Raw genomic sequence first — 13610 nt, 5'->3', positions numbered from 1 at the left:
GACACGATTGCACAACGAAAAATCCCTGTGTGGATATCCATTATATAGTACTAAAATCTTTCGTACTATCCCCAAGAATATAGTGCGAAAACCACATCAAATTCTGCTTCATAATAGCTACATTCATTCCTGGTTGATTAGGACTATATGCCATTCCTTTAAATATAATTAACTCTGTATCGACTTCCATATCTCTTAACCCTTCATATAGCTCATATGCATTTGTAATTGGAATTCTTGCATCCTTTTCCCCATGTTGAATTAAGGTAGGCGTACAGGCTGATTTAATATATGTCATTGGTGATGTTTTCCTATATATATCCGGATCATTCCATGGAGTATTTCCTAAATACATGCTAATAAAGTAAGGGATATCTGTATTTACATAATGGGTACTCCAGTTAGTGATTCCGCCCCCAACTGAAATAGCTTTAAATCTATCACTAAATGTAGAACAGAAAGCTGATATATATCCTCCGTTACTCCATCCCATACCTCCTACTCTATCCTTGTCTACCATCCCCTTTTCAACTAGTTTATCCACTCCAGATATAATATCATCATAATCAGCAATTCCTTGTTTTCTATAGTTTGCTTTTAAAAGTTCATTACCATAACCAGAACTTCCTCTATAGTTTGGTTCTAAAACGATAAAGCCTTTTTCGATAAATTGTTCAATCGGATATCTCTCATTAAAACAGTCTGAAAATATCGGAAAGGATGCCCAAGCTGGACCACCATGGATTACTACTAATAAGGGATATTTTTTATTTGCGTCAAACTCTACTGGAGTTGATAGAACACCCTCTATTTCAAGACCATCACTACTTTGCCATGAGATGATTTCCCTATTACTTTTAAGCTTACCTTCGAAAAAGCTATTTTCATTCGTTATTTTTTTATAATCCAAATAGATTTCAAAGGTTTCATTTGTTATAGCCTTAGTATATGTTATATGATTTCCATCCCTTGTTATAGAGGCATCCATTATAAAGCTATCTACTTTTTCGCTTAACATTTCCAGAGTGCCATCCTCACATAGCAAGCCAATAAGGTAATTCGTTTTATCCTGCCATCTAATTAAAATTCCTTTAGCTGTCCACTGTAATGGCATAACCGTACTATCAAAATCTGTTAAAGGGACAATTCGTTCTCCAGTATTCAAATCATATATCTCTAATGTACTTTCTTGTATATGGTTTCTATAATACTCCTTCTCTCTTATGCTTGCTGAGTAACATATTTTATCGCCCTCCGGAGAAAAGCAGACGCTCCCTCCTAACAACTTATCTATATTCATCTTTTGTAGTTCCCCAGCTTCAACATCTAATATATATAGATCACCATTCATATAATCGTTTAGACTTGGTGTAGCCATACATACAACCTTTTTCCCATCATTTGAAATATCAAAGTTATGTATATAAAATTCCTTGCCGTCCGTTAGTTGATAAACACCGCTAACCTTCCGTTCCTGTTTATCATTTTGTTTCACTTTTTCTATTTCAATGTAGTATAAACAATTATTCCAATGTTCCTTACCTACATGATGGAAATCTCCATATAGTTCCTTACGTTTCTTTATCTCCTCACATTCTTTTGACTGTGCAATATAATAAAAACCTTTACCAGTAGGTTCCCATTTGAATATATTAACTCCTGCCTTCTCATCCGTAATTTGAACCTCACTACAACCGTCTATTGACTTAACAAAGATCTGATCTGTATTAGCTCCGTCACCGCCTGGGCTAAGGTATGCAATGCTCTTAGAATCTGGAGACCATAATGGATGTATACTATCTATATCCCCAGTTGTTAGTGGATAACTCTGCCCTTTATCTTTTTCATATATCCATACATGATTTCTATACGTATTGTCTTCCCAGTTAGCTGTCTTCTTTACAAATGCTACGTTTTTGCCATCATCACTTATGTTTGTACTTGATAAGGCCGGTAATGAAATAATCTCTTTTATACTTAAATATGTTTTTGCTTTCACTTTCATATAATAAGCCCCCTTATAATGTCCATGAATCTATCGTCTCTTCTCTTTATAATAAAGAAAATTGTTCAATGATACTTAAAATAGTAACGGAAAATTCAGATAAATAAAAGTGGTTCTATTCCAAATCCGATAAAGTAAAACTTTCATTAGTAGGGTGCTATCCACTTAGCAATCTTAGATGTTCTTTTTTGGCACAAAAATACCCCTTTAGATAACATATCTAAAGGGGTGCAGATTCGTAAATTTATTTCAAATCCACAACTATATTTATTAACCTACTAATCTCCTACTCAACAGTAACAGACTTAGCTAAGTTACGTGGCTTATCAACGTCACATTCGCGGTGAAGTGCCGCGTAGTATGAGATAAGTTGGAATGGAATAACTGCTACTAGCGGTGCTAGTGCTTCGTGTACAGCTGGTAATACGAAGCTGTCACCTTCCATTTCTAAGCCTTTCATTGAGATGATACATGGGTTAGCTCCGCGTGCTACTACTTCTTTCACGTTACCACGAATTCCAAGGTTTACGTGCTCTTGTGTAGCAAGTGCGATAACTGGTGTACCATTTTCGATTAAGGCGATTGTACCGTGTTTTAATTCTCCTCCAGCAAATCCTTCTGCTTGGATGTAAGAGATTTCTTTTAGCTTTAACGCACCTTCTAATCCTACGTAGAAGTCTACGCTACGTCCGATGAAGAAACAGTTACGAGTTGTTGCTAAAAATTGTTTTGCTAATGCGTCCATTTCTTCTTTTTGATCACAAAGTTCTACCATTGCATTTGCTACAATTCCTAATTCGTGTGTTAAATCGAAATCAAGAACTTCGCCTTTTGCTTTAGCAATATCCGCTGCTAAAATTGAAAGTACTGCAAGCTGTGCTGTGTAAGCTTTCGTTGATGCAACTGCGATTTCTGGTCCCGCGTATAACGGAAGTGTATAATCAGCTTCACGAGAAAGCGTAGAACCAGGTACGTTTGTAATCGTTAATGCTTTATGACCCATTTCATTTGTTTGTACAAGTACTGCACGGCTATCAGCTGTTTCACCACTTTGTGAAATGTAAATGAAGAATGGTCTTTCTGTTAATAATGGCATGTTGTAAGAGAATTCACTTGCTACGTGCACTTCAACTGGCATTTTTGCAAACTTCTCGATAAATTGTTTTCCAACAAGACCTGCATGATAACTTGTTCCACATGCAATGATGTAAATACGATCGCTATCTAAAATCGCATTGCGAATGTCTTGATCTAATTCAATTTCGCCACTTTCATCTTGATACTTTTGAATTATATTACGGATTACAAGTGGTTGCTCATCGATTTCTTTAAGCATGAAATGAGGGTATGTTCCTTTTTCAATATCACTTGCGTCTAATTCCGCTGTAAACGGTGCACGTTCAATCGTTTCACCTTGTAAGTTTTTAATTGTAATACTTTCTTTCGTTACGATTACGATTTCTTTATCCATTAACTCAATAAATTGATCTGTAACTTGTAACATCGCCATAGCGTCGCTCGCCACAACATTAAAGTTGTCACCAACACCTACTAATAGCGGGCTTTTGTTTTTAGCAACATAAATCATGTTTGGATTTTCAGCATCAAGTAATCCGATCGCATAAGAGCCATGTAAAAGAGATAGCGTATTACGGAACGCTTCTTCTACACTTAGTCCTATGCTCACTTGTTGTTCCATAAGCTGTACGATAATCTCTGTATCCGTTTCACTTACGAACGTTACATCTTGTAAATATTCTTTTTTCACTAATTCATAGTTTTCAATTACACCGTTATGAACTAGTGTAAAGCGTTTTGATGTACTTTGATGCGGATGCGCGTTTACTTTGCTTGGAACACCATGTGTAGCCCAGCGTGTGTGACCGATTCCCACGCTTGCTGCTACGTTCTCATCTACGATTTCGCGAAGTTTTGCAATACGACCTTTTTCTTTGTATACAACAACACCGTTCTCTGCTTGTACTGCAATACCTGCTGAATCATATCCACGATATTCTAGCTTTTCTAAACCTTTTAATAAAATTTCCTTTGCATCTTGCTCTCCAATAAATCCTACGATTCCACACATGTTTAGTCGCCGTTACAAATGCTTACATTGCTCTGCGAACATGTAACGACATAGTCCGATACCATTTTTATTTATACTAAAAAACGGATTACATATTGCTAGCCCTGTAAGCTTGTAACGGCTTTCACCTTCCTCTCGATTGGGTTTAAGTCCGTATATACTTATACAGCTAGTTTGTATCCGTTCCTTTTCTCTCATCACACTTTCACCTTTGTCCACTAAGTCACCTTAATGATTTAAGTAAAAGCTTGCGGTTGTGATGAACAACCGGGAGTCATCCGCCGAAATCTCGATAAACTCCACCTCGTCAACTACACTACTTGTAGTTCTGGCGCTTCTATAATTTACAATATTTCCTTTGAGAAAAAGAACAAGACCATCTTATAACAAACATAGATAAACCGTCAATGAAATTTTTTTCATCGTCTATAAAACATATGAAGAAGGAGCACTTCTTGTGCTCCTTTTCAATAAATTTATCAAATTATTCAGCGCCAACTTCAGCTTTCACAACTTCTACAATGCGATGTACATATGCGTCACACACTTCTTGTGTTGGTGCTTCTGCCATTACACGAATAAGTGGCTCTGTTCCAGATGGACGAACAAGAATGCGGCCATCACCGTTCATTTCTTCCTCTACAACACGAATAATATCTTTAATTTTTTCATTTTCTAATGCTAGTTTTTTATCTGTTACACGAACGTTTACTAGTAATTGTGGGAATTTTGTCATCTCACCTGCAAGCTCAGATAATGGTTTTTTCGTCATTTTCATGATGTTCACCAATTGAAGTGCACTTAACATTCCATCACCAGTTGTAATGTAATCAAGTAAGATAATATGACCCGATTGTTCTCCACCTAAGTTGTAACCACCACGCTTCATCTCTTCCATTACGTAACGGTCACCAACTGCTGTTTTATCACTTGTGATATTGTTAGCTTCAAGTGCTTTGTAGAAACCTAAGTTACTCATAACAGTTGAAACGACTGTATTATGCTTTAATTGACCAGTTTCTTTCATGTACTTCGCACAAATAAACATAATTTGATCGCCATCAACGATGTTTCCTTTTTCATCTACAGCGATTAAACGGTCACCATCACCATCAAAGGCAAGACCGATATCAGCGCCTTTATCTTTTACTAATTTAGCTAATACTTCTGGATGCGTAGAACCTACTCCATCGTTAATGTTCATGCCGTTTGGTGAAGTTCCCATTGTTGAAATATCAGCCTCTAAATCCGCAAATAAGTATGGAGCTAAAGAAGACGTAGCACCATGCGCACAATCTAAAGCGATATGTAAACCTGAGAAATCTTCCTCTACAGTTTGTTTAATATATTGTAAATATTTTTGTCCGCCTTCAAAATAATCACTCACTTGTCCAAGGTTCGTACCTGTTGGACGTGGTAACTCATCAACTTCTTTGTCTAATAAAGCTTCGATTTCTGCTTCTTGCTCATCTGTTAATTTAAAACCGTCTGAACCGAAGAACTTGATTCCGTTATCCTGTACTGGATTATGAGATGCAGAAATCATAACACCTGCTTGTGCATCTAACGCTTTTGTTAAATAAGCAACACCTGGTGTAGAAATAACACCAAGGCGCATTACTTCTGCTCCAGTTGATAATAGACCTGCTACTAAAGCTCCTTCTAACATATGTCCTGATATACGTGTATCACGACCGATAATTACTTTTGGACGATCTGTATCTTTTGTTAATACATAACCACCAAAGCGTCCAATTTTGAACGCTAATTCAGGTGTTAACTCCTGGTTCGCAACCCCGCGTACTCCATCTGTACCAAAATATTTACCCATTATGATTCGCTCCTTTTTCTGGCTCTTTTTGATTATCTACTGTAGGCTCTTGACTAGTTTCTTTTTCTTTATCTTTATTTTGTTCCTGTTCCGTGTCAGGCTTAGGTTCAGGTTCAGGATTTTTTGGTTTTTCAGTTTGATTATCTTGGTTATTATTTGAATCTGGTTTTTCACCGTTACCCTGTACTTCTTTATCTGGATTTTCTTTCTTCACAATTGTGACTTTAGCACTTTTTTGCTTTGGCTCTATTGAAATATTACCAGGACCGCTCACTTGAATAGAAACATCCTTCGTCCCCGGAGATACATTTTGCAGATTAATGGCTGCTGTTATTTGAGCAGCTGTTATTTTATCTACTATACTTGTTTCTCCTGAAATATCAACGCTTATCTTCCCATCTTGCGGTGAAAGTAGCTGGGCCGTAACATCTTTAGAAAGTCCATTTTTTTGAATTGATATACCATCAATCGTTCTTGTTTTCGTTTGTTTTGTTTTTTGCACTCCTACCGAAACCTTCACTTGATTCGGTTTTGCACTTGTTACACCCTTTGGCAATAAAACAGAGGTATCGAATGTTGTAGACTCTGTCAATTGACTAAGATCTACTTCGACCCCCTCTATCGATTGTATATTATCCAAGATATCTTTTGAACCTGCTATTGTTACTTCTCTCGGCTCAATGCTAATATTTGTAACGGCCAATCCTCCTGGTAAACTCCCCTTTTTCGTATACGTTACAGGAACAGTTTTTTCAGTATTATTGGCCGTAGCTTGCGTCGCCACATTCAATGTTACACTAATTTTAGATGGACTCGTTCTTACATTTAAACGTTTTCCTTCTCTATTGTATAATGTAACTTCGGCTGTTTTTGTAACAGTTTTATTAACACCTTTTAAATCAATATACGCCTTAGCAGATGAAATACTTTCAATTTCTTCTTTCGTCCCAACTACCTCAACAGTATCAGGTTTAATGTTTGATTTTTCAAGAGTTGAACCCGCTGGCATTTGATCCTCATTTGATAATTTTAAGTCTACATGAACGTATTTTCTCGCTTTTTCATGTAGAGTAATTTTAATTGTTGATGGCTGAACTGTTCCTTTCACATCATCTGGAAGCCCGTTCGTTTTCAAAGAAACTTCATAAGTTCCTTTTTCGCTATCTCTCAAATCAACTGGTATATCAAATTGTTTTTTCGCTTTTGCTGTAGCAACTGCTGCTTTTGGGCCCTCTAACTTCACCTTAACGCCCTCTGACGGAATACCACTTACAATATATTTCTCTTCATCATACTTAAGGTTAATCCCATAATTAGTTAAGGTTTCTTTCGCATTATTTGCGAAAGGTAGTATCCCCGATGTCGTATTTTTTTCAGTTAAAGTCGCTGACATAAAAAGCATACACGCCAATAGTAATGAGATCCCTTTTAAAAACCAATGATTCTCCATTAACTTATCCATGACGCTTTCTCCTCCAATTCCATAAAGACGAAGAAGTCGTTTTTTCGCTCGCACTAAATTCAGCTAACAACATATCTTTCAGTTGTTCTGTCTTCAAATCACGATGCAACTTACCATTTTTCGTTAAAGAAATTTGGCCAGTTTCTTCCGACACAACTACTGTAATACTATCAGTAACTTCACTAACTCCCATTGCAGCGCGATGCCTAGTTCCTAGTTCCTTAGAGATAAACGGACTTTCCGATAACGGAAGATAACACGCTGCTGCTTTAATGGTACTTCCTTGCATAATAACCGCTCCATCGTGAAGAGGTGTATTAGGAATGAAAATATTAATAAGTAATTCCGATGATACGTGTGCATTTAGCGGAATACCTGTTTCCACATAATCACCCATACCGGTCTCTTTTGACAAAGTAATTAATGCACCAATTCTACGTTTCCCCATATATTCCGTTGCTTTCGCTATCGCTGTTGCAACGATTTCAGGTTCATCATCCTCATGAGTTCCAACACGCGAAAATAAACTCCCGCGTCCTAGCTGCTCAAGTGCTCTTCGCAATTCTGGCTGGAAAATAATAATAACGGCTAAAAATCCCCACGTTAATACTTGCTCAGTTAGCCAATAAAGCGTATGCAATTCAAGGAAAATACTGATCATCCGAACGACAATAATAACTGTAATCCCTTTTAAAAGTTGAACAGCTTTCGTCCCTCGGATTATGAGAATTAGCTTATATATAATAAACCATACAACGGCAATATCTAATACCGTACTAAGATATTTCAAAATGGTCGTATCTTCAAAAGGCATGCTAACCCTTCCTCCTACTTACGAGCAATTCTATCCATATATTGAAATATTGTTTTATGCTCTATCTGTATGTATTTCCAACAACTAGTTAATTATACCATACATGAAACAAACGACAATTACAAACAACCCCCCTTTAGTCTAAATTGGCAAGATGTCAAACATTATTATCGTACAGTATAATATAAATCATTATTATACGCTTATTTTCAAATAAAAAAAGCAACTTCTCAGTTGCTTTTCTTACATTTATTTTAGTTTTTCACCGAATAAAGAACCCATTAAAGCAACTGCCGTTGTTGCCGTTCTGTTTCGCTCATCTAAAATGGTATTTACTTCAACAAACTCAGCAGATGTGACAATATCAGCTTCCGCTAACATTTCCATTGCTAAATGGCTTTCACGATAAGATAGACCACCAATTACAGGCGTTCCAACTCCTGGTGCATCATGAGGATCAAGACCATCTAAATCTAATGATAAATGTACACCATCAGTATGAGATAAATAAGCGATTGTTTCTTCCATAACAGCCGTCATACCCATACGATCAATCTCGTGCATCGAGAATACTTTAATACCTTCCTCGCGAATAAAGTCTTTTTCTCCTTCATCTAATGCACGTGCACCGATAATTACAACATTCTCTTTTTTCACCTTTGGATATGCCCCGTATAAATCTACAAGCGTTTGATGTCCATACCCTAAACTTGCTGCAAGTGACATGCCATGAATATTTCCAGATGGTGAAGTTTCTTCTGTATTTAAGTCACCATGTGCATCGTACCAAATAACACCTAAATTTTTATAATGTTTCGCAACACCAGCTAATGTACCAATTGCGATACTATGGTCACCACCTAATACAAGTGGAAAACGTCCCTCTTCTATAATATGATCCACCTTACTTGCTAATTCGTTACATACAGTTGCAACTTGTGTAAGGTTTCTTAAGTTTGTATTTACATCTGCTTCTTTTTCTCTCTCTATACGTATATCTCCTATATCTTTAACGTCATATCCAATTTCTTCAATTCTTTCAATTACGCCTGCATAACGGATTGCACTCGGCCCCATATCTACCCCGCGACGCATCTGTCCTAAATCCATTGGAACTCCAATAACTGAGATTTCTTTTTTCATAGATAGTATCCCCCTTTTATGCCTTCACTAAATATTTTAAATCTTTTATATAGTCTGACTCAACTCGACATTTTTCTGTATGGATATACAAATTATTCACTTATATTCGCTTTAAAAACCAAATTTCAAGACTATTCTATGTATAAAGTTAACTTAATGAAACAACTACCATCATTATTATTAAATAATAATAAAAAACACTCCTACATTTAGAAGTGTTTTTCTGATGCTATTTTCCATACTGCGGCAATATTCTTTGCTGTCATTTCGATATTCTCTTCCGCTACTTTATATGCCTCTTCTAATGTCATGGGACTCGCTGTAATACTAAATACTGCATCGATTCCTTTTTCATGAACAGCTGAATAATTCGGAGATACAGATCCTCCAATAGCAATGACAGGAATACGAGAATGCTTTGCACGCTCCGCAACACCTACAGGGGCCTTTCCATATGCTGTTTGTTCATCTATTCTCCCTTCGCCAGTTATAATTAAATCTGCACCTTCTATATGCTTATTAAAATTTGTATAGTCTAATACAATTTCAATTCCTCTCCGCAAGCTTCCCTGTAACACTGCAATAACAGCTGCTCCCATTCCTCCTGCGGCTCCTGCGCCAGGTATTTCAGATACGTCGCAAGATAAGTATTGTTTAAGGATATTCGCATAATGCTTTAAATTCTCATCCAGCTCTTTCATCATCTCTGCATTCGCACCCTTTTGCCTTCCAAATACGAAAGATGCTCCCCCTATTCCAACTAACGGATTATCTACATCACATGCTGCTTCTATCTTTATATGCATTAAGCGTGCATCCATGCATGAAAAATCAATAGCGACAATCGAATGTAACGTCCCTCCAGATGGCTCTATTACTTCCCCTTTTCCATTTATAAACCTGACCCCTAAAGCTGACAACATACCTGCTCCGCCATCATTTGTAGCACTTCCGCCAAGTCCTAAAATAATGTGCTCAGCTCCTTCGTCTAGCGCATGTAGTATAAGCTCTCCTGTTCCTTTAGTCGTTGTAATAAGTGGGTTTCGCTTTTTAACCGGAACGTGTTGTAATCCTGATGCTGCTGCCATTTCAATAAACGCTGTCTTTTTATCTTTAGACATACCATAAAAGGCTTGTATACGTTCTCTAAGCGGTCCTGTCACATGAAGAGGTATCATTCTTCCATCAGTAGCATCCACAAGTGAATCAACCGTTCCTTCACCTCCATCTCCAATTGGTATTTTTACGTACTCTGCTTTAGGAAAAATTGCTCCAAATCCTCTTTCAATAGCTTCACATACTTTTATAGCTTTTAAGCTTTCTTTATATGAATCAGATGCAATAACAACTTTCACAATTATCCCCATCCTTTATTTTCGCGTTTTCTCCATTTTAAATGACAAATATGAAAGTTGTCTTTTTAAACACAAAAAAAGCTTACATCATATGATGTAAGCTTTTTTATTTAGATGGAGCCTAGCGGGATCGAACCGCTGACCTCCTGCGTGCAAGGCAGGCGCTCTCCCAGCTGAGCTAAGGCCCCTTAGTAATAAAGCGGAAGACGGGATTCGAACCCGCGACCCCAACCTTGGCAAGGTTGTATTCTACCACTGAACTACTTCCGCGAAAATGGTGAGCCATGAAGGATTCGAACCTTCGACCCTCTGATTAAAAGTCAGATGCTCTACCAACTGAGCTAATGGCTCGTAAATGGCTGGGCTAGCTGGATTCGAACCAGCGCATGACGGAGTCAAAGTCCGTTGCCTTACCGCTTGGCTATAGCCCATTAATATTTACTAGTATGGTTATCTTTTCAAAAAAATAAACCCTTTCAGGTTATTTTAAAGAAAATGGTGGAGGGGGGCAGATTCGAACTGCCGAACCCGAAGGAGCGGATTTACAGTCCGCCGCGTTTAGCCACTTCGCTACCCCTCCGACATTTAAAATATATATGGTGGAGGATGACGGGATCGAACCGCCGACCCCCTGCTTGTAAGGCAGGTGCTCTCCCAGCTGAGCTAATCCTCCAAAAGTGGTGACCCGTACGGGATTCGAACCCGTGTTACCGCCGTGAAAGGGCGGTGTCTTAACCACTTGACCAACGGGCCAAAAATTTAAAAACTTTTTCCAAGCTTCCAACCGGGCTTGAACCGGTGACCTCTTCCTTACCATGGAAGTACTCTACCAGCTGAGCTATGGAAGCATAATGGCTCCGCAGGTAGGAATCGAACCTACGACCGATCGGTTAACAGCCGATAGCTCTACCGCTGAGCTACTGCGGAATAATATAAGCCTGGCAACGTCCTACTCTCACAGGGACAAGGTCCCAACTACCATCGGCGCTAGAGAGCTTAACTTCCGTGTTCGGTATGGGAACGGGTGTGACCTCTCTGCCATCATTACCAGACTTTTATCATTATGCACATTCTTTTCAGAATGTCAAAAGGAATTTTAATATATATTCCTTCAAAACTAGATAACATTGCTACATATTATATGGTTAAGTCCTCGATCTATTAGTATTCGTCAGCTCCACATGTCACCATGCTTCCACCTCGAACCTATCAACCTGATCATCTTTCAGGGATCTTACTAGCTTACGCTATGGGAAATCTCATCTTGAGGGGGGCTTCATGCTTAGATGCTTTCAGCACTTATCCCTTCCGCACATAGCTACCCAGCTATGCCCTTGGCAGAACAACTGGTACACCAGCGGTGCGTCCATCCCGGTCCTCTCGTACTAAGGACAGCTCCTCTCAAATTTCCTACGCCCACGACGGATAGGGACCGAACTGTCTCACGACGTTCTGAACCCAGCTCGCGTACCGCTTTAATGGGCGAACAGCCCAACCCTTGGGACCGACTACAGCCCCAGGATGCGATGAGCCGACATCGAGGTGCCAAACCTCCCCGTCGATGTGGACTCTTGGGGGAGATAAGCCTGTTATCCCCGGGGTAGCTTTTATCCGTTGAGCGATGGCCCTTCCATGCGGAACCACCGGATCACTAAGCCCGACTTTCGTCCCTGCTCGACTTGTAGGTCTCGCAGTCAAGCTCCCTTATGCCTTTGCACTCTACGAATGATTTCCAACCATTCTGAGGGAACCTTTGGGCGCCTCCGTTACACTTTAGGAGGCGACCGCCCCAGTCAAACTGCCCACCTGACACTGTCTCCCGGGTCGATAAGACCCGTAGGTTAGAATTTCAATACAGTCAGGGCGGTATCCCACCAGCGCCTCCACCGAAGCTAGCGCTCCGGTTTCAATGGCTCCCGCCTATCCTGTACAAACTGTACCAAAATTCAATATCAGGCTACAGTAAAGCTCCACGGGGTCTTTCCGTCCTGTCGCGGGTAACCTGCATCTTCACAGGTACTATAATTTCACCGAGTCTCTGGTTGAGACAGTGCCCAAATCGTTACACCTTTCGTGCGGGTCGGAACTTACCCGACAAGGAATTTCGCTACCTTAGGACCGTTATAGTTACGGCCGCCGTTTACTGGGGCTTCAGTTCAGAGCTTCGCTTACGCTAACCCCTCTCCTTAACCTTCCAGCACCGGGCAGGTGTCAGCCCCTATACTTCGCCTTACGGCTTCGCAGAGACCTGTGTTTTTGCTAAACAGTCGCTTGGGCCTATTCACTGCGGCTTTCCGTTAAGAAAGCACCCCTTCTCCCGAAGTTACGGGGTCATTTTGCCGAGTTCCTTAACCAGAGTTCTCTCGCACACCTTAGGATTCTCTCCTCGCCTACCTGTGTCGGTTTGCGGTACAGGCACCTTTTATCTCGCTAGAAGCTTTTCTTGGCAGCGGGGAATCAAAGACTTCGCTCCATAAGGAGCTTCCCCATCACAGCTCAGCCTTCACGATAAGCGGATTTGCCTACTTATCAGCCTAACTGCTTGGACGTGCACAACCAATCGCACGCTTCTTCTATCCTTCTGCGTCCCTCCATTGCTCAAACGATAAAGAGGTGGTACAGGAATATCAACCTGTTGTCCATCGCCTACGCCTGTCGGCCTCGGCTTAGGTCCTGACTAACCCTGAGCGGACGAGCCTTCCTCAGGAAACCTTAGGCATTCGGTGGACGGGATTCTCACCCGTCTTTCGCTACTCATACCGGCATTCTCACTTCTAAGCGCTCCACCAGTCCTTCCGGTCTGACTTCACTGCACTTAGAACGCTCCCCTACCACTGATACCATTGGTATCAATTCGCAGCTTCGGTGGTGTATTTAGCCCCGGTACATTTTCGGCGCAGAGTCACTCGAC

At 39.9% G+C, this 13610-nt stretch carries 8 protein-coding genes, 9 tRNA genes and 2 rRNA genes (1 of these 19 only partly in view); all 19 read right to left on the bottom strand.

The annotated features are described in order from the left end of the window. Positions 1-40: 40 nt before the first annotated feature. Positions 41-2005, bottom strand: coding sequence for a S9 family peptidase (locus QCI41_RS18910; RefSeq protein WP_353836938.1), 1965 nt, complete (start codon positions 2003-2005; stop codon positions 41-43). 286 nt (positions 2006-2291) lie between these two features. Further along, positions 2292-4094 (bottom strand): glutamine--fructose-6-phosphate transaminase (isomerizing), encoded by a 1803-nt coding sequence (gene glmS / locus QCI41_RS18905; RefSeq protein ID WP_353836939.1) that lies wholly within the window; start codon positions 4092-4094, stop codon positions 2292-2294. A gap of 12 nt (positions 4095-4106) precedes the next feature. After that, positions 4107-4292 (bottom strand): hypothetical protein, encoded by a 186-nt coding sequence (locus QCI41_RS18900; RefSeq protein WP_001208183.1) that lies wholly within the window; start codon positions 4290-4292, stop codon positions 4107-4109. A 286-nt stretch (positions 4293-4578) separates the two neighbouring features. Beyond that, positions 4579-5925, bottom strand: coding sequence for a phosphoglucosamine mutase (gene glmM / locus QCI41_RS18895; protein ID WP_000521484.1), 1347 nt, complete (start codon positions 5923-5925; stop codon positions 4579-4581). Beyond that, positions 5918-7387 carry a CdaR family protein gene (locus tag QCI41_RS18890; protein WP_353836940.1) on the bottom strand — a complete coding sequence of 490 codons (1470 nt, stop codon included), beginning with the start codon at positions 7385-7387 and terminating at the stop codon, positions 5918-5920. Before QCI41_RS18890 ends, glmM begins: the two co-directional genes overlap by 8 nt. Next, positions 7380-8201 (bottom strand): diadenylate cyclase CdaA, encoded by an 822-nt coding sequence (gene cdaA / locus QCI41_RS18885; protein ID WP_001115707.1) that lies wholly within the window; start codon positions 8199-8201, stop codon positions 7380-7382. Before cdaA ends, QCI41_RS18890 begins: the two co-directional genes overlap by 8 nt. A gap of 249 nt (positions 8202-8450) precedes the next feature. Continuing rightward, complete coding sequence (gene rocF, locus QCI41_RS18880; protein ID WP_353836941.1) at positions 8451-9344, bottom strand: arginase; 894 nt, start codon at positions 9342-9344, stop codon at positions 8451-8453. A gap of 209 nt (positions 9345-9553) precedes the next feature. Then, the gene (locus QCI41_RS18875) at positions 9554-10699 is read right to left on the bottom strand and encodes a glycerate kinase (protein WP_353836942.1); all 1146 of its coding nucleotides are present in this window, start codon (positions 10697-10699) and stop codon (positions 9554-9556) included. Positions 10700-10814: 115 nt separating this feature from the next. After that, positions 10815-10887, bottom strand: a tRNA-Ala gene (locus QCI41_RS18870). A gap of 10 nt (positions 10888-10897) precedes the next feature. Then, positions 10898-10969 (bottom strand) — tRNA-Gly (locus QCI41_RS18865). 5 nt (positions 10970-10974) lie between these two features. Then, positions 10975-11050, bottom strand: a tRNA-Lys gene (locus tag QCI41_RS18860). 5 nt (positions 11051-11055) lie between these two features. After that, a tRNA-Gln gene (locus tag QCI41_RS18855) sits at positions 11056-11130 on the bottom strand. A gap of 65 nt (positions 11131-11195) precedes the next feature. Next, positions 11196-11279, bottom strand: a tRNA-Tyr gene (locus QCI41_RS18850). 17 nt (positions 11280-11296) lie between these two features. Continuing rightward, positions 11297-11372: transfer RNA gene (locus QCI41_RS18845), tRNA-Val, on the bottom strand. 5 nt (positions 11373-11377) lie between these two features. Beyond that, positions 11378-11452, bottom strand: a tRNA-Glu gene (locus QCI41_RS18840). Positions 11453-11474: 22 nt separating this feature from the next. Beyond that, positions 11475-11547, bottom strand: a tRNA-Thr gene (locus QCI41_RS18835). Positions 11548-11551: 4 nt separating this feature from the next. Beyond that, positions 11552-11626 (bottom strand) — tRNA-Asn (locus tag QCI41_RS18830). A gap of 9 nt (positions 11627-11635) precedes the next feature. Further along, a 5S ribosomal RNA gene (gene rrf / locus QCI41_RS18825) occupies positions 11636-11751 on the bottom strand. A gap of 89 nt (positions 11752-11840) precedes the next feature. After that, a 23S ribosomal RNA gene (locus tag QCI41_RS18820) occupies positions 11841-13610 on the bottom strand; it runs 1152 nt beyond the window's last position.

The sequence above is a fragment of the Bacillus cereus group sp. MG4 genome (assembly GCF_040460055.1).
Taxonomy (GTDB): domain Bacteria; phylum Bacillota; class Bacilli; order Bacillales; family Bacillaceae_G; genus Bacillus_A; species Bacillus_A wiedmannii.
This window is presented reverse-complemented; position numbering and strand designations above follow the sequence as displayed.